Annotated in this window: 24 protein-coding genes; 10 read left to right on the top strand and 14 right to left on the bottom strand. The window is 34.9% G+C overall.

Features of this window, described 5'->3' with window-relative positions; genetic code table 11:
• Nucleotides 1-2: 2 nt before the first annotated feature.
• The 7 genes from JFU54_RS03525 to JFU54_RS03555 form a co-directional block, all read right to left on the bottom strand.
• Nucleotides 3-2,807, bottom strand: coding sequence for a type IV secretory system conjugative DNA transfer family protein (locus tag JFU54_RS03525; RefSeq protein ID WP_201063769.1), 2,805 nt, complete (start codon nt 2,805-2,807; stop codon nt 3-5).
• Nucleotides 2,808-2,839: 32 nt separating this feature from the next.
• A complete protein-coding gene (locus JFU54_RS03530; protein WP_201063770.1) occupies nt 2,840-3,079 on the bottom strand; it encodes a hypothetical protein in 240 nt (79 codons plus the stop codon).
• Nucleotides 3,080-3,138: 59 nt separating this feature from the next.
• Nucleotides 3,139-3,321: a hypothetical protein gene (locus JFU54_RS03535; RefSeq protein WP_000802605.1), complete on the bottom strand. Its 183-nt coding sequence runs from the start codon at nt 3,319-3,321 to the stop codon at nt 3,139-3,141.
• A 60-nt stretch (nt 3,322-3,381) separates the two neighbouring features.
• On the bottom strand, nt 3,382-3,918 hold the full coding sequence (locus JFU54_RS03540) for a type IV secretion system DNA-binding domain-containing protein (RefSeq protein WP_002013900.1): 537 nt from the start codon (nt 3,916-3,918) through the stop codon (nt 3,382-3,384).
• A gap of 32 nt (nt 3,919-3,950) precedes the next feature.
• Nucleotides 3,951-4,136 carry a hypothetical protein gene (locus JFU54_RS03545; protein WP_201063771.1) on the bottom strand — a complete coding sequence of 62 codons (186 nt, stop codon included), beginning with the start codon at nt 4,134-4,136 and terminating at the stop codon, nt 3,951-3,953.
• 34 nt (nt 4,137-4,170) lie between these two features.
• Complete coding sequence (locus tag JFU54_RS03550) at nt 4,171-6,702, bottom strand: SpaA isopeptide-forming pilin-related protein (RefSeq protein ID WP_201063773.1); 2,532 nt, start codon at nt 6,700-6,702, stop codon at nt 4,171-4,173.
• 182 nt (nt 6,703-6,884) lie between these two features.
• A complete protein-coding gene (locus JFU54_RS03555; RefSeq protein ID WP_097982196.1) occupies nt 6,885-7,118 on the bottom strand; it encodes a helix-turn-helix domain-containing protein in 234 nt (77 codons plus the stop codon).
• 123 nt (nt 7,119-7,241) lie between these two features.
• On the opposite strand from JFU54_RS03555, the gene JFU54_RS03560 reads away from it, so the two are divergent.
• A complete protein-coding gene (locus JFU54_RS03560) occupies nt 7,242-7,877 on the top strand; it encodes a helix-turn-helix domain-containing protein (RefSeq protein ID WP_201063775.1) in 636 nt (211 codons plus the stop codon).
• 26 nt (nt 7,878-7,903) lie between these two features.
• On the opposite strand, the gene JFU54_RS03565 is transcribed toward JFU54_RS03560, so the two are convergent.
• The 3 genes from JFU54_RS03565 to JFU54_RS03570 all read right to left on the bottom strand — a co-directional run bounded on the left by JFU54_RS03565 (nt 7,904) and on the right by JFU54_RS03570 (nt 9,510).
• Nucleotides 7,904-8,074 carry a hypothetical protein gene (locus JFU54_RS03565; protein WP_179864121.1) on the bottom strand — a complete coding sequence of 57 codons (171 nt, stop codon included), beginning with the start codon at nt 8,072-8,074 and terminating at the stop codon, nt 7,904-7,906.
• Between the two features lie 133 nt (nt 8,075-8,207).
• Nucleotides 8,208-8,336, bottom strand: a complete 129-nt coding sequence (locus JFU54_RS30060) for a hypothetical protein (protein WP_277956400.1) — start codon at nt 8,334-8,336, stop codon at nt 8,208-8,210.
• 7 nt (nt 8,337-8,343) lie between these two features.
• A complete protein-coding gene (locus JFU54_RS03570) occupies nt 8,344-9,510 on the bottom strand; it encodes an AimR family lysis-lysogeny pheromone receptor (RefSeq protein WP_201063777.1) in 1,167 nt (388 codons plus the stop codon).
• Nucleotides 9,511-9,960: 450 nt separating this feature from the next.
• Between JFU54_RS03570 and JFU54_RS03575 the strand changes: the two genes are divergently transcribed.
• The 8 genes from JFU54_RS03575 (at nt 9,961) to JFU54_RS03610 (ending at nt 18,238) form a co-directional block, all read left to right on the top strand.
• Nucleotides 9,961-10,965 (top strand): Replicase RepFR55, encoded by a 1,005-nt coding sequence (locus JFU54_RS03575; RefSeq protein WP_201063779.1) that lies wholly within the window; start codon nt 9,961-9,963, stop codon nt 10,963-10,965.
• 1,073 nt (nt 10,966-12,038) lie between these two features.
• A complete protein-coding gene (locus JFU54_RS03580) occupies nt 12,039-12,968 on the top strand; it encodes a tyrosine-type recombinase/integrase (protein ID WP_201063781.1) in 930 nt (309 codons plus the stop codon).
• A 165-nt stretch (nt 12,969-13,133) separates the two neighbouring features.
• Entirely contained in the window at nt 13,134-14,213 is a 1,080-nt protein-coding gene (locus JFU54_RS03585; protein WP_207192594.1) for an RNA-guided endonuclease TnpB family protein, read from the top strand.
• A gap of 380 nt (nt 14,214-14,593) precedes the next feature.
• A complete protein-coding gene (locus tag JFU54_RS03590; RefSeq protein ID WP_201039282.1) occupies nt 14,594-15,754 on the top strand; it encodes a ParM/StbA family protein in 1,161 nt (386 codons plus the stop codon).
• Nucleotides 15,754-16,137 carry a hypothetical protein gene (locus JFU54_RS03595; protein ID WP_201039283.1) on the top strand — a complete coding sequence of 128 codons (384 nt, stop codon included), beginning with the start codon at nt 15,754-15,756 and terminating at the stop codon, nt 16,135-16,137. The genes JFU54_RS03590 and JFU54_RS03595 overlap by 1 nt, the downstream gene beginning before the upstream one ends.
• A complete protein-coding gene (locus JFU54_RS03600; RefSeq protein WP_242489416.1) occupies nt 16,130-16,927 on the top strand; it encodes a hypothetical protein in 798 nt (265 codons plus the stop codon). Before JFU54_RS03595 ends, JFU54_RS03600 begins: the two co-directional genes overlap by 8 nt.
• 172 nt (nt 16,928-17,099) lie before the next feature.
• Nucleotides 17,100-17,657 (top strand): MerR family transcriptional regulator, encoded by a 558-nt coding sequence (locus JFU54_RS03605; RefSeq protein WP_201039284.1) that lies wholly within the window; start codon nt 17,100-17,102, stop codon nt 17,655-17,657.
• 359 nt (nt 17,658-18,016) lie between these two features.
• The gene (locus JFU54_RS03610; protein ID WP_201039285.1) at nt 18,017-18,238 is read left to right on the top strand and encodes a helix-turn-helix domain-containing protein; all 222 of its coding nucleotides are present in this window, start codon (nt 18,017-18,019) and stop codon (nt 18,236-18,238) included.
• Nucleotides 18,239-18,273: 35 nt separating this feature from the next.
• On the opposite strand, the gene JFU54_RS03615 is transcribed toward JFU54_RS03610, so the two are convergent.
• The 4 genes from JFU54_RS03615 to JFU54_RS03630 all read right to left on the bottom strand — a co-directional run bounded on the left by JFU54_RS03615 (nt 18,274) and on the right by JFU54_RS03630 (nt 22,015).
• Nucleotides 18,274-20,832 carry an ATP-binding protein gene (locus JFU54_RS03615; protein ID WP_201063786.1) on the bottom strand — a complete coding sequence of 853 codons (2,559 nt, stop codon included), beginning with the start codon at nt 20,830-20,832 and terminating at the stop codon, nt 18,274-18,276.
• A gap of 2 nt (nt 20,833-20,834) precedes the next feature.
• Entirely contained in the window at nt 20,835-21,188 is a 354-nt protein-coding gene (locus JFU54_RS03620; RefSeq protein ID WP_201039287.1) for a hypothetical protein, read from the bottom strand.
• Nucleotides 21,189-21,202: 14 nt separating this feature from the next.
• Nucleotides 21,203-21,565: a hypothetical protein gene (locus JFU54_RS03625; protein ID WP_000167716.1), complete on the bottom strand. Its 363-nt coding sequence runs from the start codon at nt 21,563-21,565 to the stop codon at nt 21,203-21,205.
• A 117-nt stretch (nt 21,566-21,682) separates the two neighbouring features.
• Nucleotides 21,683-22,015: a hypothetical protein gene (locus JFU54_RS03630; protein ID WP_201039288.1), complete on the bottom strand. Its 333-nt coding sequence runs from the start codon at nt 22,013-22,015 to the stop codon at nt 21,683-21,685.
• A 392-nt stretch (nt 22,016-22,407) separates the two neighbouring features.
• On the opposite strand from JFU54_RS03630, the gene JFU54_RS03635 reads away from it, so the two are divergent.
• On the top strand, nt 22,408-23,082 hold a 675-nt coding region (locus JFU54_RS03635), incomplete at its 3' end, for a hypothetical protein (RefSeq protein ID WP_201063788.1).

A 23,082-nucleotide genomic window follows, 5' to 3' on the forward strand; every position in this document is an offset into this window, starting at 1 on the left:
CCTTACTCCTTTTCCCACATATCGAAAATGCTCACTTCTTCTTGTGGTGTATCCTCTTTTATTTCTACATTTTCTGTTTCGATTGATACTGTTTGTTCTTTTTCGATTGTTATAACAGGCTCTTTTACTGGCTTATCTTCTTTCTTTATTTCTATTGTTGTCGTAGCTTGTTTTCGGAATGGGATAATTTGCGCTTGATGTGTGAGTTCGACTTGCTGTGTTTCCGAAACAGGTTCTTTCATTTCTTCATTGGAAGACAATTTTTCTTCTAATTCATCTAGCCCCGATGTCACAACAGGTTCTTCTTTGGTTAAATTGACTTTTTCGGCTTGTTGATACTTGCCTTTTCCATATAGGAACTCATCAATTGCCTTGTCGATCTCTAATCCTGCTTTCCCATTTTGTTGCTCTAAAGAATAAATTTTTGCTCTGGTCCATTCATTTGATGCATGAATTTCTTTTTCATTTTTATAATTTGCCGCTTTCCCATTTGGTAGATAGCGGTCTAGTGGCGGAACACGTATAGTACACCACACATTTTTCGCCTCACCTCTGATATAATCTTGCGTTTGTATGGCTACAACTAAGTTAGGAAGGTTTTGCAAATACTCTGTACGGAATTGCTTTTGCATAATACCCTCTAACGTTTTTGCGGAATTATGACCTTGCCTACATACAAAGTAATTTCCGCCCGCCTCTGTTAACATGTCTGTTAGCTCTCTGTCTAACTGTCCCGAAACTTGCTGTGTAATAACCCATAGTCCGAATCCATGCTTCCGATCCTTCGCAATAATTTTAGGAAGAACGGGTACTGGCACGTCATGAGCTTCATCTATAACTCCTAAATGTAGTTTGGAACCATGCGGCCGCTGTTGAGCGATACGGTGATATTGGTTACAAATGTAACCGACTGTCAGTAATGTATCTTCTTTTCCCATGCCCGCTAAATCATAAAAGATAAGATGTCCTTCATCCATCCATTTGCGAATCTCTAAGGAAAAGCCCGTTTGCCCATACATACGCTTTAAATACAGCGTATTGCGGAAAATATCTAATCGGTTTAAAATCGCCTGTGTGCTGTCTTCTAATGCGCTTCCTACTTCATATTTCCAAAAGTGAGAGTAATATTTTTGTTCTGGCCCTTGTAAATTGGCGATTACTTTTGCTCGAAACAGTTCATCACTAATGAATAATGGGATGCTTAAAATGGTATGAATTTGACTCTTATCACAAAGTAACGTCCCAATAGTCGCTCTTAGTAATCGTTCTGTTTGTTGTGCTTGCCCTTGAATCATTAACTTAATCATTTCCATAATGGATTCAACCACTGTTTGGATATCTTCATTTGAAAAACGATGAAACAAATTCAAAGCTGGCGGATGATCTGTGTTTCGAAAACGGATAAAGTGAACCTTACTCCAATCAACCTTTTTCCCATCCTTTTCCGCTTTCAATAGTCGATTCATTGCTACATATGCCAAATCTTCTGTTGGATCAAATAGTGACAATCCACCCGCTTCATTCGGATTTTCTAGCCATTTATCAATGACACTTTGCATCAACCTCATGGCAATGGTACTTTTACCAGACCCAACTTTCCCCGTAATGTAGCCATGATTCTTGAAAAAGTCTTCTCGAATTTTTACTAATCGATCCTTGATATAGGGATGCATCACATGGCCAATTGAAATGCCTTCGGCCAATAAATCATTTGGTATCATGTTTTCTCCTTTATCTAGATACAAAATGTTTCGCTCTGTCTTACTGTTTTTATCACCCGTTACATTCGGAAGATGGAACAAGTTTAATAGCTCTGATCCAGTCCAAATCATTTTCCCGTATACGGGATGTGGTACAGCTGGCATACTGCGTCTAAAACGTCTGTACCTAAGCTCATTAACGTCTGCCATAACACTTGCCACCATATGTCCTAAGTTCTTGATAACAGGTACACCAGGATAATAGTCACTTGCAAATGAAACAGATACTTGAAACGCGACTTCATTTTTTGCAAACCGTTTATTTAATGCACGAATTTCTTCTTTTTCAAAAGCATCTAGCCCATGTTTTTTCTTCTTTCGAATGGCCTTTTCTGCTTTTCGAATCCCTTTTGTCAGCTGATACCCGTTATCTGGTGTAAAAGCAACATCAATCCATGTCTTTTCTTCCATTGCACTTCCTAACATCGGTAATACATCACGTGTATAGCGTGCTAGTGATAATGTGGCATCTAGCCGCTTTCTCTTTAACACCATCCGTCCTCCTACCGCTTTTCTTGTTGGAAATGGCATTTCTTCCTTTGGGACGGTGTAAATTTCACTGTTGGTATAGGCGCTTTGTATGGCTTGCACAACCTGTTTGATTTTATCTTCTGGACCACCTACATAAAAGCGAACACGCTCATTTTCTCCCTCTGGACGATACATCGTCATGCGGTACCAATCGCGACCTTTTAACAGACGTTCTAAAGGCTTTCGACCCGAACCATGTACATGCCGAATCATTTGCCCTAGTTTATCTGGTGTGACTTCATCATCGATGTGAGGGATGAATAATACATATCGATACCGCTTCTTTTCTAGATACAAATAGATGCCATGTAAGACAATTCGTATGACAATTCCTAACAGGATCAATAAAGCAATCCCACGAAACACACCGACTACAGTTGGCACCAGCTTCATCAATTCTGTGAGGATTTTTTCTTTAGAAAACCAGACAAATGCAACAGCTCCTATACCTAAAAGCATTTTCCAGTTCTTTTCTATGAAGTTTTCAATTTCTCTATCTAACTTGCTGTGCGCCACTTCTTCACTTCCTTTCTATCCTTGAAATGGCCTTATGCAAGGGCTAATAGTTTTTCACGATGCTTTTGTGTTCGTTCTTCTGCGGCTAGTTGAATCAAAATTTGAGGTTGCATGATCCTGTTTTGAGGTTGATTAATTTGATCTAAGAGTGTTTTATAGTTGAAGAGTTCTTGCTTCACTTGTTCGATATCTAATTCACCATTTACCGTTACTTGTTCTTTCCAGAACGTTTCCCAGCATTCTTGACGATTTTGATACACTTGTTTTCCCATCTTGCTTCCTCCTTTTGAGTAGAGAGGATATTCAGTGAAAGAATGTCCTCCCATGAATATTATGATTTGCGCGCTTTTTTATAGGGGTCTAGCGTGACTAAGAGGGAAGAGAAAATCATGCTCTTTCCCATTCTTCCCGTCCATTCTTCTGTACGCTTATTTGTTGAAGGTGTATGTGTTGTATGTGGAACTCGACCAATATAAAAACCGCGTTTACTTCGCATATGCTTAATTGGTTTCATAAGAAAACCCCCTGTATTGTTTTATCATTCTATATCGTTAAATAGAAATATTGTGTAGTTTTAAGCGATGAGTGGGTCTAATTCTAAATACACATCAAATTTTTGTAATAACTCTTCTGGTATCGCTTGAAAACTCACAAAAACTCTTACATTCAGTTCCTCTAGTTCTTCTAAAAGGTTTGTGAATCCCTCTGGATTGTTGGAATACAACCTTAATCCTTCATCTATGATAACGACATCCGATTGTTTGCATGTTTCTATTTCGGTTGTGCTTGGAAAAGAATCCTTTGATGTAAAAGTGATAATTTGAGCACCCATTTTTTCGTATTCTTTATACTCTCCATCCCCATCTAAGACAGTCGCTTGTTGATTATCCGCCATGACAAGGGTAAGAAGTTGCTTCATCAAACCTGTTTTTCCTTTTCCTGTACCACCTCGTACCAGGATATTTCTATTTTCTTCTCCAAATACAAATTGAGGATTCATTTTGTTCCCTTCATTCTCTATGAAAATGGAATTTGACTTACTCATGTCATACCATTTTGGTTTTATAAATGCTGGGATTTGTGCACTTCTTCCAATAAACGTTCCACACATAGCAATCTCACCTTTCCATTCGTATCAGTTTTTTATAGAGCTACTAAATCTAATTCCTCTAAATCTGTAGAAAGAATCTTAATTTTTTGTTGGTGCTCTTGAAACAGAACATGTTGGATATTTTTTCGCAACTGAAACCCATCTTCCACCAATGCGAGTAAATATGATTTCATATATTTCCTATCATTGATTTGATAATGTACATCAAATATGCACATTTGATCCCGCCCTCCCTTATCAGTTGAGAGTGTTTTACACTTCTTGATTCTTACGTTTTCTAAATGCGTAAACAGCTAGGATGCTACCAAGAACGACAAATGTAACACCAATCCATTTCCAATATGGATTTTCAGCTTTGCCGCCTGTTGTTGGTAAATGACTTTCTACTTTCTTAGGTTGTTCTTTCATCGGTTGTGGTTGTTTTACAATATTTTGTGGTTTCTCTGATGTTGGTACAGGTTTTTCAATGACCTGTGGTGTTTGTGGCTTCTCTGGTTGTGGTTTTGGTTGTTCTGGCTGTGGTTGCTCTGGTTGTGGCGTTTCTGGTGTTGGTAGAACTTCTTTTTTCTGATCTGCTACAACATGTTTGATAATCTCACCATCTGTTTTAATTTCAAAGGAGAATGTTTCTTCATTGATTAAATATCCTTCTGGCGCGAATGTCTCTTTATATGTGTATTTTCCTGCTGGTAATTTCTCAAACTTTGCAATGCCTTCTTCGTTTGTTTTCCCTTTCACGACTTCCTGGCCTTGCTCGTTATAGATCGTAAACTCTGCACCTGGTAGCTTGTTGTTTCCGTCTGCTACGTCTACTTTTGTAATTTCTAAGCTACCTTCAATCTTTTTGTTTTTTACGGTGTGTTTTATAATTTCACCATCCGTTTTAATTTCAAAGGAGAATGTTTCTTCATGTGACACATAACCTTGTGGTGCAAGTGTTTCTTTATATGTGTACTTTCCTGCTGGGAGTTTCTCGAACTTCGCAATGCCTTGTTCGTTTGTTTTTCCTTTCACGACTTCCTGGCCTTGCTCGTTATAGATCGTAAACTCTGCACCTGGTAGCTTGTTATTTCCATCGGCTACGTCTACTTTTGTAATTTCAATTGATCCTCTAATCTTCGTATTCTTTGCAACTAGCTCAATTGTTTTCCCGTTTTCAGTGATGCTAAACGGAATCGGCTCTTTTACCAGCACATAGCCCGCTGGTGATGTCTTTTCAATGAATTGGTACTTTCCAAATGGGATATTATCAATTTTGATTAACCCGTTTTTGTCTGTCTTATGCTCACTGATCTTCTTTCCTTTTTCATCAGCTAGAATAAAAACAGCACCTTCTAATTTCGTTTTTCCATCTTCATCTACTTTTACGAGCTGTACATTTCCTTTTACTTGATCGTTTTTCACTTCAAACGAAAGTGTTTGATTATGTTCTTTTATTTCAAAAGGATACTTTGTTTGATTTAATAAGTAACCTTCTAATCCTTTCGTTTCCTGGAAGTAATACTTTCCAAATGGAAGAGAATTTACTTTCGCAATCCCTTCTTGATTTGTTGTTACTTTTGTGACTGCCTTTCCTTCTGGCGTAAATACTGTAAATTCAACGCCTGGGAGAATCTTGCCTGTGTCACTTACCTTTTTAATTTCAATATTGCCTTTGATTTGTACATTTTTCATTTCAACAACAGCAACTTCACCTGTTTTCACTTCAAAAGGCTTTGGTGTAGCATCTAGCACATATCCAACAGGTGCTTTTACTTCTTTTACAGTATATGTGCCAAGTTCTAAGTTACCCATTTCAGCGATGCCGTTTTTATCAGCTGTAATCGTTCCCATAACTTGTTGATTGCTGTTTGCGATTTCAAATACTGCGCCTGGTAGTGGCTTTTTGTTTTCATCCACTTTCATCACTTTTAAAGCGCCATTCGCTTTCCAAAATACTTGTAAGTCTGTGCTTACTTGTTCTGTACTGCGCTCTAATAATACAGTAGCATCTTGAATTGTACTTGTTCCTTTATATACAACTGCATGAACATTTGTTAGATTTGAAACGACTTTTAGAGATAGTTCACTACTCTTAGAGGATTTTGGTACTTGGATACGGAACTTTTCTCCTAGTTGAAACGTTTCTTTCCCTTCACCTTGTTCTGTGACAACACGTGTTCCTTGTGGTGCATTGTTCATTTGTACTTGGAATGTACCTTTTTTTGCATTTGTTTGAACGGTGTATGTTGTTGTTTCGAAATATTCACCGTTTAATTGCGCTTCTTGTTTGTCCGTTGGAATGACATTCATCCAGACATCTTGTGTATCCTGGCTTTGATTTGCCGCATGAATAATGTTTTTAGCCGCTTTTTCAACAGCCACATTTTTGAATTGTAATTCATCAACGGAAATCTGGCCAAGTGCATTCCAAAGAGCTAATTGCGTTGCATAGTGGGCTTCTTGCCAAGTGGAAACCCCTAAATTTTCTGGTGTTTTCTGTGGGTACCCATTCATTAAGACGCGATAAGATATATCATCTGTTTTGCCCGCTTCGGGTAAATCCTCTCCATTTGGGGATTTTAAACCGTATACCAGACAATACGCGATTTGACCACTAGCGTTCTTTAGAAGCTCTGTGCGAACATCTTTCCCATACTGCGGACTATAGGCCCAATCCATCTGATACCTTTCTCGATTGATTACCTCCGCACTGGCTTGATTCAGTGGAATCAAGAAGCTCATTACAAATAAAAGTACACTCGTAAAGAGTAGTAGTGTTTGATACGATCGTTTCAAAACCATTTTTTTACAGCTCCTTTAGGATTATTCAGTTTTCAAAGGTCGGAATATTTAGAATTTTATTTTTCTAAATATGGAACATTAGACTTTAGGTAGAATTACTTCGTCTTTTAGCCGAATTTCATTTACAATACATTTAGTAGGAATATGAACAAAATAGATGTAATCAATAACATGAGGTTTATTCATTCTGTGATGGGTATTGCACGATAATATGTTGGTCTGAAAAGATTTTCAATCGGAACTTCAAGGAAATCCGCTATTTTTTTAGCTTTGTTATCTTTGAGACTCCTTCTCCCAATTTCAACATCATATAATGTGCCGATTGGAATTTTAGCGCCTTTAGAAACTTCCTTAATACTTAAACCTTTGGATTCCCTATATTCTCGTACAATGGTTTTTTGTTCTGACGCTAGCATTTTTTCACCCTCCCTTCCCTTAATTACATTGTATTCGGCTTTAAGCCGAAAGTCAACACGAAACGAATAATTTTTATTCAAAAACGCAACTTTTTTAAAAAATCCATGTAAAGGAGTTTAATTATGGCCAATACATTTCTAGGAAAGAACCTTAAATATCTCAGAAATTCACAAAAGCTAACTCAAAAAGAGCTAGCTTCAAAAATTAATATCTCTTATTATGCTTATAACAATTGGGAAAATGATTTAAGGGAACCAGATTTGCTATCTTTAAAAAAATTTTCTATTTACTATGACATTCTTATTGATGAATTAGTTAACACACAAATAATTTCATCGGATTCTATAGAAATACAATCTCAAAAACTAGATATGATAAAAAAATTAGAAAAAACAGATGTATTAAAGCCACTTGAAGAAAATTTAAAAAGACTACGATCATTGAAAGGATTAAGTCGCAAAAAGATTGCCGAAGAATTAAATACTCCCTATAGCACCTATGCTGGTTGGGAAAATGGATTCAGAGAGCCTGATATTTCCACACTGAATAATATAGCTTCATACTATAAAGTAAGTATAAATGATTTATTAAATCCAGAAGCGGCCGTTAGGGATGAAGATAAATTAAAGCTCATCTCACGCTTATCTAAGAATTTATTTGAAACGTACATAAGTGTTCCAGATGAGCATAAAGCTGAATTAGAAAAGAAATTAATCGCCTATATGAATGAATTTAAATCCGAAAAAAATATCAAATAGGTTGAATTCCGATAATTATGTTGGAATTATCCTGTCTTTTCTATATTTTCCCCTGTACTTTCTTGTCTGCATATTTGGATCAAATCCATATATAGGTTGAATATAGTATATACATCAGTTTCATCAAAATTATTTTTAACGTTTTGCTCTAACCAATGAATATTTAATTCCATGACAATGCCACGTCCTTTTCTCATAATTTAAGAATCAGCGTCAAGGTGGTGTATTTTTTTTACGGAATCAAAAATCGCACCACCCCCTAAAAAGTACGAAAGACGCTACAATAAGTAGCGTCTAATCATTTTAAAATTCAGTTTTTTAAATTTACACTCAACCAGTCCCAGGGTCTACCATATAAGCTGAAATTAAAGAGGGATTTTCTTGAACCTTAGCAAACTTTTCAACAGGTTCATTATGTAAAGAAGTTACTGAAATCCCTAAAACAAGTAGTATGCACATTAAATATTTAGTCAACTAAATTCACCTCGCTTTTCAATAGCGCTTGTTTCACGCCTCTAGCATAAAACAAGTTTCCAGATCTTTCAAAAGATATTAATGCCTCTTTTAAACCTTGTATGTCTCCAATTACTTTTGAATAAGAATATAATTGATGTGCACTAAATCCATTTTGTTCCAAAATTTTATACATTGCAAGCCCTTTTTCTCGATCTCCATGTAAACATTCATAATGAGCCTGTTCACCAATATGAATATAATTAAAATCAATCTTATGCAGATTAAAATTATTTTCAATGTAAAGATGTGCCAATGTTGTTTTAAACGCAAAATATTTTTGTGATTTTCTAGGGACATGGATATTATCAAGAAGCTCCAAAGCTGATTCCATGTGCCTTTCTGCTCTCAATGGGTCCTCATATATGTAACTTTCTCCTAAACACCCTTTTGCAACAGCCTTAATCATCGGAATTTCTAAGTCTGATTTTAAAATCGATTCACAGACTTCTCTACATTTATCAATTTTGTCACTCAACAAATATATATAAGCAAGCCTTTCTCTATATTGCATATATAAATGATCTTTTATATATGTCTGTTTAATGTCTTTTATAAATTTTTCCGCATCTTTTGCAAAGGGAGCAACTGCATTTGATTCGTCCTCATCATACATAGCCACAGTATAAAGCAGATTTGATAACGCTTGACACTCTGCGTTAGAAGAAAGTTTTAAAGTTTTAATTTCATCAACTATTTTTTGCCCCTTAATTTCATTTTTATTTCTTCGATTAAATAAATCATAAATTAATAGATACTGACTCACACTATCGGTATTAATATGTTTTTTTATTAATACATCTATAATCTCATAATCACCAGAAACATGCGAATAACACAAGGCTTTCCTAATGTTTAAAGGACTTTTTATTAAGAGTATAAAGGTATTAATTTTTTGACGCCTTACCTCTAAATTGTCATATAAGATACTAACCACTTTTAAAAAGCTGTCTAATTTCATTTCATACTTATTTTTACATTCAATTGCCCTAGTTATTTTTTCTCTACTTACCCCCGATAATTTAGCTATTTTACGTAATGTATATTTTTCGTTTATTTTTTGCGATATTTCATCCATAAGATGTTTCATTGTAGTTTCTTTTGTAATGATCTCGTTCATAGTGACAATTCCTCCTCACTAAACCCTATTAGCCCTTTACAAAATTTTAACATATCTTCATGTTTTTTATTTTAGAATATTACGAATCTTTGGCAATGTGGTTGAAAAAATATACACCAAAGATTATGAAAATTCTGAAAATTTTTATTGGAATTTCGAATAGGTTTTATTCATCTTTTATTGATATTTTGCGAGGAACGTTTTACAATACAAATATAACAACAAAAAAAATAAACCCACCTCGAGCTTTTATCTGGCTGAAGTTTGGCGACGACACCAGATAAAAGCTCCCTAACAGGGTTCATTCACATAAAAAATTTATATGATTTTTTTTAGTATCATACTTGATACTGAAATTATACCATATTGTATATGTAATGTGAATATAGAACCTCTGTTTTTCCAGCATTTTTCTGTTTATTTTAGGTGGGAAAAATAGGAGGTTTTTTCATGTTACTAAATAACTTTTTACTAAGTACAGCAAAACGAGAATTAAGTCCAAATCTTGTTCATGTTCCTACAGGTGCTATCAATAAATCTGTTAAAAAAGTAATTAAAGCTATTGATATTATTCTGTTCGAGTATGAAGGTAAAACCACTAAAGAATACTTCGAACAAACACCACGCCGCTATAAGGCATTAGAAGTTGTTTTATCTTACCTAGTACAAGAAGGCTACTCTCAAATGAGACAAAATCAAATCAGTGAAAAATCGGGTATTTCTGTGCCGATCATCAACTTTATTCTGAATTGGTTAGAGGACCTTGAAGTATGCCATCAAATCAAAACAAGACGTCATGGTAAGATTGCACCATCTATTTACATATTAAGCCTCAATACCAATTATTTAAAAATCATTGAATATTTTAAGCAAAAATGGGCGTTTTCAATTGATATTTTTTCTACATTTACAAAGTTTCTATCTAAAAAACTAAGTAAAAACCAGGAGAAATCTACAGAACAAGCCGAAAAACCAACTGTGCCTACATGCCAGGGAATAGATATATTGGATGCTGTTGCTCCTATAAATGAAGAAGTAGAAGAAAAAGAGCCAGAGAATGCTCCTACTTTGGGTGAAAAGTTAGAACTACGATTCCACGAAATGGATAAATTTATGAGTGAAGATCAAAAGAGACTTTATATATACATCTTAAGTAAAGACACAAATATTACTGAAAAAGATGCTTATACAATCGCATTGCGTATGCCGCCAGACGTAGATTGGGAAGCAAGAAAGACTTTTGAGGATTGTGTACAGATGTTTGAGGTAAACAAATCACAAGTAAGTACGCCTGCACATTTCATGAAAATCTATACACAACAGCTAACTGCAAATAGAAAACGTAGAGAGCAACAAGCAAAAGAGCGTAGAACAAATATGGCATTTGGAAAAACAATGAAGAGTCTCATACCATCAATGGATTTATTCAAAAAAATGACTGATCCAAACGCCTAAATCTCATTTTCCACAAAAAAATAATTGTTTTATAGCCTTGTTCAAAAAATTCACCCCTAACAAGGCTTTTTGTCATGCCATTCTTTATTTTAATAGATTAAACATATTATCAATCTATTATATTTTTGTAAATTAAGGGCGTTTTTCACAACAAATCCACTATGAATTTATACTCGAATTGAACCTGCTCTTAAATCAGTAATTAAATAAGAAGAATTTTCTAATCCCTTGTGAGAGTAAGGCTTATTGAGCAAAAATAAATCCTAATGTATTTAATGCTTTTAATTTTTAAAAACAAGATTTAATAATAAGGAGTTTCCTATATCGGGAGTTTCTTTTTTATAAACTTTTACATAGCATCCCAAAATTGATCAAAATATGAAAATAAAAATCTTCTCTTCACTTAATATATAAATCTACAGTATTTCAGTTGCTCATCCTATTTCCGAACAAACACATTACTAATTAGTAGCTTTATTCGTTTCTTTTCCTACATATCATGATAATCGTTTACCTATTATCAATCCTAGTTCTATCCAAGCATACAGCAAAAAGAATGATACTTATGTTATGCCAAAGTGATGTAAATATAATGCCTATGTAGTGTACACATGATGAAAAGTGACATCACTTCGGCATAAATGCAAATTGGGGTTGATGTACATGAACGCTAGCATTTTTCTACATACGTAAAGAAAAAGAAAAACGAAGCTCTCCTGGTAAGGGTATCTTGATTCAGCTATGAATCAGATTCCGTTGCCAGGCAGATTTTCATAAAACTACGTAGGCGGGGCGGCGGCCATTCCCATTCCTCGCACATCGTCCTCTCTCAACATCGGCCCATCATTCGCCTTCCACTCATCCCAATTCATCTATATATCCCTCTATATCACAACTCCACACCCTGTCTAGCCAGGCCCATATGTCTCCGCATAGCCCCGCAATGTCCTGGCTCCTGCATCCAACACAAGCCCCTAAAAAAACATAACGACCTAGAATCCCCTATTGCTTGTTTGTATGGTTCTCGCTTATAATTGCGGTACACAATTTTTAGGACAAAGGAGTATATAAACATGACTTGGGAACTTTCTGTTGATGTTTTCCTTTCTGATCTGTTAAAACATGGCCGTAAATCCTCCACAGTAAAACAATACCGCTACGATCTCACGTTATTTACATCCTGGATTCAGAAGCACGTCAAATCACCTCCAGAATCGTTTTTTCGTTCTTTTGATACAAATATATTAGATAGGTACTTAACAACTCTTAAAAAGGAACGTGGCGCGTCGATTTCTAATGTGAAGCGTGTACGAGGTATTCTGATTAACTTTTTACAATTTCATGGCGCGGCCCAGGATTTAAAAAGTGATGTCTCCCCTCCTGGACTAACTTCTAAACACTTTGCATCGGATCAAGAAATAAAAAAACTATTCCGCGTCATGCGTAGTTATAACGGATTAACCGACTACCAAGCAACAGGAAGAAAGTTTATTCTAGAACGTAATCTTTTATTAATTCATTTCATGTTAGATTATGGGCTATCTATCCAGGACATTCTTACGCTTTCTATGCATGATATACACTTTGGGACGAATACCATTACCCCAGGAGGGATGCACGCCTACAAACGATCTATTACCCTTTCAAAAGAACACGTAAAACTTGCCTTATCCTATTACAATAAGATTCCTAATCTTGTTAGGCCGCGCCAACAAACGGGCGATCCCTTCTTTGTGGCGTTTGATTTCGGCCCGCAAACGTTCCGCTGGGACTATGAAAAAGATCAACCCGCCGCTTTAACTCGAATCGCTATACAACGCATGTTACAGAAAGAAGCAAAACGCGCTGAAATCCATATAACGCCTACTGTGCTACGTAACCGTTTTATATTAAATGCGCTACAGAATGGCATGAAACCCATTGAAATTAAAGCGTATTTGGGATTGAAAAGCGTTGAGGCCCTACATAGATACGTTCAATTTAGTAATAAAATGAAACTTTAAACAGTGGGAGGCTCCATTCCCGCTGTTTATTAATTAATTGAAACAATCTTTCACATATATTATTTCTGTTTGATTTAAATTTTCTTATTTTTCAAAAATGTTATATTCTTATTTGTTAAGGAGGTGATTAAAATAATCCTTATTCTTACAGCAAAAACCAAATTATTGCCAACAAATGAACAAGCATTGTTGTTACAAGATACTTTACATGCAAACCGAAAAGCATTAAATCATGCATCAAAAATGGCATATAATAGCGATTTGCCACCTCACTTTAAACCCTTACAAAAGTTAGTGTACGCAGACCTACGAGAACAGTTTGGTTTGAAATCCCAAATGGCTTGTAATGTATGTAGAATTGTTGCGGGAAGCTACGCCGCTTTAGAAAAACAAGGTAAGAGTACATTGATAGAATATAAACGACCTAATCAGCAATATTCATATGGACATGATTATGCATTTTCAAAAAAGGGGTTAGTGAGTGTTGGTACATTGCAAGGCCGCGTTAAAGTTCCATTTATTACAAAAGGCCTAGAACACTACTTTGATGGCTCTTGGAAATTCGGATCGGCTAAACTTGTATACAAAAAAGGGAAATTCTTTTTGCATTTTGCAGTAAAAAAAAGATTCGACTCTGATTCCACGATAAAAAATATCGTAGGTGTTGATTTTGGTATGCGTTTTTTAGCTACCGCTATTGACAGTAACGATAAACACTTGTTTAAAAGTGGGAAACTAATAAAAGAAACCACAGCAAAGTACGTCCGTTTACGAAAAGGATTGCAAGCCTGCGGCACAAAATCTGCAAAACGAAAACTCCAAAAAGTAAGTGGAAAAGAAAACCGTTTCATGACAAATACAAATCATGTATTGTCCAAGGCACTTATCCAGTTTGCAGGAGAACATTCGTTGATTGCGATTGAAGATTTAACAGGCATAAATCTAAAAACATCTATCTGGAAACGTAACAAATACTATCGACTATCATGGTCTTTTTACCAACTACGACAAATGCTTGAGTATAAAGGAGTTATGAACAATATAAAAGTCATTGCATTTAACCCTGCATATACAAGTCAAAAGTGTCCAAAGTGTGGAAATATAAACAAAAATAATCGTAATAAGAAAGCACATATATTTTGTTGCACAATATGTCAATACCAATCCAATGACGATAGGATTGGAGCAATAAACCTACGACAAATGGGAATAGAGTACCATCATAAAATGACACAAGAAGCATGACTTCTTGTGTTGGGCAGTTGTCAGCCTGCCTATAGTAAACCTACGTTTGAGGTTAGAGGTCACCTAGACCGTTTGCATAACGTGTAGTAGAGTTACAAACTATTCCACAGCTCCATAAAATGGCAAGTTGGAGAGTTGCTGATAGCGTCACTACCGTCGAAAATCAATAAAAGTCAATACAAATGAATACAAGTAAATACTAATCAATACGAAATACACTTGTATTTTTATGATTTTTATGGGTTTTTGCTGATATTTTTGTATTGACTTGTATTAAAATGTGTTTATTTGTGTGTAATTGTATTGACTTTTCAAAGTGGTTTAGCATATAATGGAATTAAGTTAATCGATAAAAAATAATCTTTAGGAGGTTTTTATATATGGCAATTCTTAAAGCTGGTGCAGACGCGGGAAACAGTGGTTTAAAGTTAAATGTATTAGGTCTTGATCCTTTATTCATACCAAGTATTTATTCACATCACATTGGAGAAGCAACGAACATTTTGAGTGATGAGGATATTTCTGTTGAAGAATTAGAAAACAACATTGATGTTACAATTTCATCACCTACCTTAAAAGCAAACAATATGCGTTATATTATTGGTCAAAAAGTGATTGATGAAAACATTAAAGGTATTGAAATGGAAAAGAAATCGGATAAATCGAAAGATGATCTTGTGCTACTTGTTACATTAACTGGTTTAGCAATTACAGCTATGAAAAAACAACCAAATAAAGATAAAATTGATGTTACTTATGATCTTTCTGTTGCATTACCTGTCGCAACAATTACGCCTCAAACAGCACAAGAATTTGTAGAGCGTTATATGAATCATCATACGGTAAAATTCCATCACCCAAGCGGACGTGAAGTAGTAGTTAATATCCAAATTGAATTTTGCAAGTGTTTACCAGAAGGTGCGGCGGGTTCATGGGGAATCGTTTATGATGAAAAAGGTAAAACCATCAAAAGAAAAGTAGAAGCTACAGAAGGCAAAACTACAGAAATAGACTTTGTTGACAAAACAATATTATCTTTCGATATTGGCGCTGGTACGACAGAAGAAGTTGTTTCTCATGGTGTTAGTTTTAAACATAAAATGAGTCGTGGTTTACCATATGGAGTGAAAGAAACTTTACTTGATATTATCAAGGTTTGGAACTTAAACAATAAACAAAAGACAATAGACAGTATTGCTGAATTTAATGCAATTTATCTTGATTCTGAACATCCTCGTCATATTCGTTTAAAAGAGGCATCACGTGGCGCATTATTAGGTTTAGCAAATCGAATTGCAACTGATATTATTAATAAAATTGATGATATGAAAGATGATCCGTATGTATTCATTTATGGTGGCGGTGCCGCAATCGTAAAAGAAAGCCTACAGCAAATTTTAGAGCAAAAAGGACGTTTAACAAATGTTATTTTCTTAAAAGACCCACTTTTCGTAAATGCACGCGGGTTACTTGTGTACACATGCTCTCCAAGATTTGAAGAATTAAAAGAAAAAGCGCTTGCTCCTGTCGGTGAAAAATAATGGCTCGTAAAATATACAAACCTGGTGATAGAGCAAATGTCTATATTAAGAAAGACATTTCACCAGAAATGATCGATTTTATTAACAAACAAAGTGATCTTACAATGTTCTTTTTGTATGCGGCCCAACAACTTCATAAACAAATTGGTAATACAGATGTAGCAGAAATTTTACCACGTAAATATACATTTGCACTGGATAACGAAACACAACCTTTACCAATCAAACATGATGAAGGTTCAAAAACTGTTCATACACCTGTTTCGGATCAAAAACATATCGAAACAAGTCAAGAAATAACGAATCCTGGGGAATCCCATGATAAAGCGGAAAATACTTCATGGAATAAACTGAATGATTTAGAAGATGATCCATATGCATAATGCAATTAGAAAGAGTTGTTCTTTTATAAGAGCAACTCTTTTTTTATTCAATTTTAAAATCTATAATAAAAGTATCAAACAAAAGGGAGAGATACTCATGGCTTATAACTTTGTTACAGACGAGCATTATAATGTTAACTTTGATGAATTAGAAATCATGCTTAAAGAAAAGAGTCTATTAAATTTCCAATATCAAAATGAATGGCTTAATAGTTGGTTAGAAATATTAAAAAAAGCTGACCAAGACACTGATATCCAAATCCAAAATAAGAACAAACACAACCTCTCCTTTGAAGGATTTGAGATTTTCCAAAAAGAAGTTATTTTCCCTTCATTCTCATTTTATTTTAATTTTGTAATCACAGGCGCTCATCTTTTCATAGAAAAAACAAATCCGAAAATCCAAACAATTTCATTAAAAAACATACATAATAAGTCATTCCCTCTGGAATGGAGTCCTACCGATAATTGGAGAAAATCCGTAAATAATCAAAAACCAATTATATACACAAGATTTCCGCTAGGCATGAATGAATACCTACTCATTGACGGAAATCATCGATTGACAGCGAAAATAAATACAAGACAAAACTCAATAAAATCTTATATTATCAGTCCACAAGAAATCGTGGATCACAAAATATTACCAACGACAATCGATGCAACTATGTATCTCTTTATCATAGAATCTGCGAATTTTTCAAAAGCGCTATCAGAAAATAAATATACCGATCAACAAATTTTCGATTCTTCATTAATACATTCAGCCTTCACAGAGCTTTTAAAGTAATACAAAGAGTTGTTCTTTTATAAGAGCAACTCTTTTTTTTATTAGGATTATCTTTGTATTGATTTGAAAACCATGAAGATTATTAAAGAAAATACTTACAAAGACTTGATTAAACAAAGATTACACTTCAAAATTGGAATTGAACGACCTTTGAGCGAGGGAGGATAAACATATGAATGATACAATATCACAAGAACGCGCTTACTGGACACATGAAGTATCTGAAAAACTACAAATATCTGATAGCACTTTAAAGCGCTGGGCGAATGAACTAGAAGTGAGCGGGTATGAATTCGCAAAAGGTGCAAATGACAGTCGCGCATTTACCGCTCATGATATACAAGCATTAGAAAAGTATAGGTATTTGACCAAAAAACAAAAAGTAAAAAAAGAAGTGGCTGTAACAGCTGTTGTAGAAGAGTTTAAAGAAAAAAAGAGCGATTGGGCGCCCCCCGCTCATCAAGAAAACGAACTAACTTTGACTAGCTCACAAGTCGCTCAAACTTTAGAAACTTTCATGAGACAACTTCAAGAGCAAGAGAAAACGAATCAACAAATTCTCCAAGAATTACAGTCTGCTAATGAGTTAAATAAAACTCTACTATTGCAATATGAACAATTAAAACGAGATTTTGATGAAATGCGTGAATCACAAAAACTTATAGCATCCACCCAAGAGCAAAAACAAGGATTCTGGTCTAGGCTCTTTTCAAAAAATAAAGACGTATGATGAAAACTGCATCATACGTCTTTATTTTTGTTCCAACAACACAAATTATTTTTCTTCAAAACTAAATGCTAATTTGCTGTTTGCAATTTAAATCTTTTTTTATATTTTCTTGCATGTAAATGTCAATTTTTTTCTGGAAACCGCCTTGCAAAGATTTGTTGTATGATGCGTAAGTCAAATCTTTGCATTATATGTATACCAGATTACTAGCCAAAAATTAATAGAATCGTTCGTTGGATTGTTTCATAAAAATTCTACTTTCTCCCCATATTTAAAAAAATATTAAACTCTATAGAATAGATTCTAAAAAATCTGTCCAAACTTGTAACCAAATTATACAAGTTTAGGAGAGATGAAAAGTGTTTTTCAAAGATAATAAAACCATATTAAAGAAGTGGCTGGATCGTCATGGAATAGAACAACAAAAAATTGCCCGTACTGCAGGTATTTCTTTACCAACAATGACAAAGGCTTGTCGTGACAAAACGTATATTCCAACACCCCTTATAATGAAAAAACTCTTGAAAGTTATTAGAAAAATAGACCCCTACGCACAACCACATGATTTTTGGAAAATGTAAATAGGCACAAGAACTATTGCCCTTGTGCCTTTGCTTTATCCGTACTGCTTTTGTAAATCGGTCCAGGATCGGCCATACATACGAGAATGCCTTTTTGTTAGAAAGCTATTATCATATTTAGGTTTAACCGGTGGTGCCATCTTACAAATAAATGAGGGTTGCATTTCTCCACCAGCTCTTACACTGATAATCGAATGATGAGCTGGTATTTTATATGCCTGTTCTAATGAAATTGTATCCTCAAATCGATGCTTAGATAATTCAAATGTCTTAGTATGATCGTTCATAAATAAAAATTGCTGTACGCCGCCACCTTGTAGATTCTCTTGTAATGACGGTTTCAACTTGTTCCAATGATGAAATGCATAGATACTTCCTAGTCTCTCTTTTCTTCCCTCTGTACACACTCTACCCATCAGTTTTGTTAATCCTTCACTTTCAAATTGTTCGGGTTCATTAAAAATGATAAACGCCCCATTTTCTTGCTCTTTTTTAGTCATTAATAACCTGGTCATGAAGGTTTTTAGTGTAATCCAGTGAACCAGGGTTTTTACCGCATGTTCTCCTAATCCCCTGGCATTCGGAACCCTTAAAATAATAACTTTTCCTTCTTGCATCCATTTACCAAAATCAAGTTCTTTTAATGGGTCTTGTGCAAAAATATCATATAATCTTTCATTCCCAAAAAAGCGATTTAATCTGGTTATGATGGGATCACACTTATTCCCTAATTGCTCATTATCTCCCCACTGTATCAGCTCATTCGCAAGACGCAAATTCCCTTCATTCACTAATTCTTGAATACGATTTACCCGAAAGTCCTCATCTTCTATAATACGTTTAATATTAAATAAACTTCCTTTACTTGCTTTGGCCGCATCCGTTAAATATTTTTCACTTCGGCTTAATCCTTCAATTTGCATGAAATCAATCATTTCATCCGCAAATCTTGAAGCACCGTTCCGCCCTAGCTTTGTAATTACTTCTGTTAAATCTAGAGGTGGGATATAATCATTGTCGTTTAAATCCAGATCAATAATGTTTTCTGGTGGTAATGCATCACGAATCCCGTCTGCCATACCTCGCCCGCCTTCTTCTACAATTGCATCTGGTATGATAAAGCTAATCTTATGTTTGGTATTTCCCTCAATAACAAAGTTCTTAATTGCTGTATCTTTACCAGCCCCCTGTCCTCCTATAAAGACATAACCTCTATAAAAATTATCTGGATTATCTATTGGCATATAGATTGGTATTTTTTGATCTTTCAATTCCGAATGTCCTAAAAATATTCCTTTCTCATCCCGCATGATCGCTGGTATCTCAATTTCAACTTTCTTTTTTACACTCAATGCATCGGCATATTTTCGTTGCAACTCTTTTACAGGCATTTGCAAAGCTAATTTGCTCATTTCATCGGTACTCATTAAATTTACATTCGGATCAAACTTTGTCTTGCTTGATAGTTCGAGCGTATTTATTTCATGTAATATTTCTGTTTGGCGTTTTCTTATTCTTATTTTTACGCCATGTAGTTCATTCGTTTCTGATAAATCCATCATAGAAAGTGCTAAGGTTTCTCCCATTGTCTCCCTGGTTAACCGATCATGTGAATGTGAGGCCACCCGTATACGAGTTTTAAAAACAGGCTGATTTCCTTTATCATAACTCACACGATTTGTTCCAACTTCATCAGCGGTTGTATGTGCCTTTTTAATGATGTGCTCTTTGTTAAATTTTTTATCTGATTTAAAAAAAGAGTTCGAGAACGCCTGGAATGTATCAGTTAATAAATCATTTATTTCATTAATAACAGCGGCAACACCAATTTTAGCCCCTGTTACAAGTCGTTTGCCGCTCATATTAACCCGTTGGGGTGGTTTCCCCTTCTTTAACTTTTCAATGGCCCAGGAAGCATTTTTTACCCATTTCTGACGGTTTTCCGCTTCATTACAGATACTCAATCGGCAAATGTCTCCATCATAACTTAGTTCATCAATAACACTTAAAATATTACCAATAGGTGTTTTTGTATCGTTACTATTTGTATTTAGGGAAAAGATGTCATGTTTCAAATATCGCATTTCTTGTACAATTGTATTTTCATTAGAAACTTGCAAATCTGATATTTCCGCTTCCTTAATTGTCACACTCATTTTGTTCTCTAGTTTTCTTTTGAGCTTTAATGCTTGATATTCGCTAGTTGCTACATAAAATTCAATTTTCTTCTGGCCATTTTCCTGTTTGAAAATGACATCAAACCAGAAATAATCCTTTTCACGATAATGAAATGTAATCCCTTTTCTTTCTATACGACTTCCCATACTTTCGTACATTTCATACATCTTATGGATCGCCCGCCATAAACGTTTTGTATTATTAGATACATCAGCATGAGGAATAATCCGATATACAATCATTTTGTTTTTTTCTACTTGTAAAAATTGTTTTAAAGAATATATCTCTTTTCTTTTAAACCAGGATTTTTTTATTTTCTTAGGTTCATATAACACTGGTAAATATTCATTTTGTGCCAAAACAGGAAGGTTTGTATTTTCTTTATCGTATATAATAAAGCCTTCTCCCTGTATCATTTTTAGGCCCCTCCTAATATACATATTGCCAAGATAAGTCCGCCTGCAAAATAGGCAAGTGGCTTCATCATTCCGCCTTTGTGTGTCATTGAACCTATCATAATGAATCCAGCTGTCACTAATGCACTATATCCCATAATATCGGGCAAATTTAAAACAAACCAATGGCCCAATTGACTTAATATATCTACCATAAATTCACCGACTGGCTTGAAAATCCACTCCATTTCCTTCCCTACAATAGCGTCACTAAAGTTATTTAATTGATCTAGAAAAGAACCTTCTTTTGCCTTTTCTCCAATATACCCAGCTGTATTAGCCGCAATCATTTTGCCACCTTCTAAAATGAATTTCACAAGGACCCCTCCTTTTAAATTCCCTTTAAAAAGTCTCTTATGTCAACGCTGTGCCTAGCTAAAACATATCCGCAACATGCACCAATTAAAATTTCTATTGCCTTTGTGCGGTGGCCCAACGCCCAGGCCGCACCCGAAAAGATAATAACTAAAACTACGCCCGCATCAAATCCGTTCATAATTGCACTATGAACATTGCCAAACGTCCCGTTAACTCCCGCGGCAAATGTTACCTTCGGAAGTATCAATATTAATGAACTCCCTGTAGCGGTAAAAACCTTTTTAAGTACGTTCTTATTATTTGTTTCTTTATGTGCTTTCTTTTTATAACTTTGGTCCATAAAAGAGCGAAAAGAAATCGTTTCTGTCTTAGTCATGTTGTAACACCTCTTGTATAATTTTTTAAGAACTACACATACTACTTGCAAATGAAAAGTAGGAGGTCTAACGATATGCATGTTGCTATTGCTGTCGCTGTAGGCGCGATTATTGGATCACTTGTTAATATTATTGTTGGGTAAAAATACAGGCAGTGAGCTTTTTGGAGGCTCCTGTCTTTTTGTTTGTGCCTTAATTTGTTCAATGCGTTCCGCGGCACTTAATTTCTTCTTTCCTGTTACATTTTGTTCGTCTTGTTTAATTGGTGACGGTACTTGTTTTCTATCCTCTTCGCATGTCATTTTCTTATGTTTATCGGGTATATCGTTCCAGATCAATCTCTTTACATAACCCGAAAAATTTTTACGCTTCACATGTTGTAACATGATCCGATCCTTTTCATTCTTCTTATTGAATGCTACAGGTTTACTAAACTTTGATTTTTCCATTCTGCTCACCCTCCCCGATGTGACCGATAATATCGGTATTACTAAAACGTATTCCTTGCTGTTTGTACGTTATTCGCCTTTTTATACAAAAAAACTCTCTTCTTGTTTATTTAATCGATATGAGCGGTAATATCACTTTTCCCATAAAAAAATGACCCTTTTAGGCCACATTTTTAATCATTAGCTATCAGCGTGCTTTACGCTATTAGCTATATGCCGACAGTATGAAACTTGTGCAAGTACAACACGAAAAAGAAGCATCCTTGCAAAATTTCCGAAATATAAGAATTTTAAAATCGTATTAAAGTATAAAATGTTATAATTATACTGTTCCTTTTACATCCATGAGAAGGATTTTAAAACCGTAAGACACTTAGAGAGGGGAAACAACTATGTCACTTTTACAGCAACATTTTGAAGAAAGAAGAGAATACATTTTCAATCGTCTTAAACAACCAGAATACATGGAAAGAAGCATAGAAAAAGTTCGACAAGCTCAAAAAGAGATCAAAAATACAGTGCGAACGATTAAAGATTTGTTACTCTTAGACAAAACAACTGATCCTTGTTTACCAGAGGTCGCTCAATTTTCTCTTCAACACATTACAAATTCAGAGTCGTTTGAGAATGTCAAAAACCTTGTTCCATCCTCTATAAAAAAGTTAAGTGAAGAAGAACGCGCAAAAGTATTAGATGAAACATTAAGCGTAGCAAACCAAGTCATGAATTTAGAGCGTACTGTTTTTATCATGATGTTTAATGCAAAAGAGAAAATCCTTATGGATTCTTATAAGAAAAAGCGTAGATCACAAACAGAACTTCATTATGATGTTGCTGACAAAGAAGGGTTCGACAAAGCGTTTTATGAAGAGCGTATTGATTCATTACGAAATGACATTCGTGTACTATCTTTCAAAAAGCTTTGTGAGAATGAACCCGCACCAGAGGATTTAGAACTATTCAAACAACGTTATGAAACAATTATTTTACCAAAGGTACAAGAGATTGTTTCCCTAATCGAACCAAGTTTAATAGATGTAGACGTATTTTTAAATTCAGTAATTGAG

The organism is Bacillus sp. TH19, from assembly GCF_016651075.1.
GTDB lineage: Bacteria > Bacillota > Bacilli > Bacillales > Bacillaceae_G > Bacillus_A > Bacillus_A mycoides.

Excerpts from the sequence above, each read along its gene's own strand:
- JFU54_RS03560 (WP_201063775.1), top strand. The coding sequence starts at position 7,242 with ATGGCCAATACATTTCTAGGAAAGAACCTTAAATATCTCAGAAATTCA.
- JFU54_RS03605 (WP_201039284.1), top strand. The coding sequence starts at position 17,100 with ATGAATGATACAATATCACAAGAACGCGCTTACTGGACACATGAAGTA.
- JFU54_RS03615 (WP_201063786.1), bottom strand. The coding sequence starts at position 20,832 with ATGATACAGGGAGAAGGCTTTATTATATACGATAAAGAAAATACAAAC.
- JFU54_RS03565 (WP_179864121.1), bottom strand. The coding sequence starts at position 8,074 with ATGAGAAAAGGACGTGGCATTGTCATGGAATTAAATATTCATTGGTTA.
- JFU54_RS03540 (WP_002013900.1), bottom strand. The coding sequence starts at position 3,918 with ATGTGTGGAACGTTTATTGGAAGAAGTGCACAAATCCCAGCATTTATA.
- JFU54_RS03545 (WP_201063771.1), bottom strand. The coding sequence starts at position 4,136 with ATGTGCATATTTGATGTACATTATCAAATCAATGATAGGAAATATATG.
- JFU54_RS03600 (WP_242489416.1), top strand. The coding sequence starts at position 16,130 with ATGCATAATGCAATTAGAAAGAGTTGTTCTTTTATAAGAGCAACTCTT.
- JFU54_RS03555 (WP_097982196.1), bottom strand. The coding sequence starts at position 7,118 with ATGCTAGCGTCAGAACAAAAAACCATTGTACGAGAATATAGGGAATCC.
- JFU54_RS03595 (WP_201039283.1), top strand. The coding sequence starts at position 15,754 with ATGGCTCGTAAAATATACAAACCTGGTGATAGAGCAAATGTCTATATT.
- JFU54_RS03630 (WP_201039288.1), bottom strand. The coding sequence starts at position 22,015 with ATGGAAAAATCAAAGTTTAGTAAACCTGTAGCATTCAATAAGAAGAAT.
- JFU54_RS03535 (WP_000802605.1), bottom strand. The coding sequence starts at position 3,321 with ATGAAACCAATTAAGCATATGCGAAGTAAACGCGGTTTTTATATTGGT.
- JFU54_RS03530 (WP_201063770.1), bottom strand. The coding sequence starts at position 3,079 with ATGGGAAAACAAGTGTATCAAAATCGTCAAGAATGCTGGGAAACGTTC.
- JFU54_RS30060 (WP_277956400.1), bottom strand. The coding sequence starts at position 8,336 with ATGTGCATACTACTTGTTTTAGGGATTTCAGTAACTTCTTTACATAAT.
- JFU54_RS03570 (WP_201063777.1), bottom strand. The coding sequence starts at position 9,510 with ATGAACGAGATCATTACAAAAGAAACTACAATGAAACATCTTATGGAT.
- JFU54_RS03590 (WP_201039282.1), top strand. The coding sequence starts at position 14,594 with ATGGCAATTCTTAAAGCTGGTGCAGACGCGGGAAACAGTGGTTTAAAG.
- JFU54_RS03550 (WP_201063773.1), bottom strand. The coding sequence starts at position 6,702 with ATGGTTTTGAAACGATCGTATCAAACACTACTACTCTTTACGAGTGTA.
- JFU54_RS03575 (WP_201063779.1), top strand. The coding sequence starts at position 9,961 with ATGTTACTAAATAACTTTTTACTAAGTACAGCAAAACGAGAATTAAGT.
- JFU54_RS03580 (WP_201063781.1), top strand. The coding sequence starts at position 12,039 with ATGACTTGGGAACTTTCTGTTGATGTTTTCCTTTCTGATCTGTTAAAA.
- JFU54_RS03625 (WP_000167716.1), bottom strand. The coding sequence starts at position 21,565 with ATGACTAAGACAGAAACGATTTCTTTTCGCTCTTTTATGGACCAAAGT.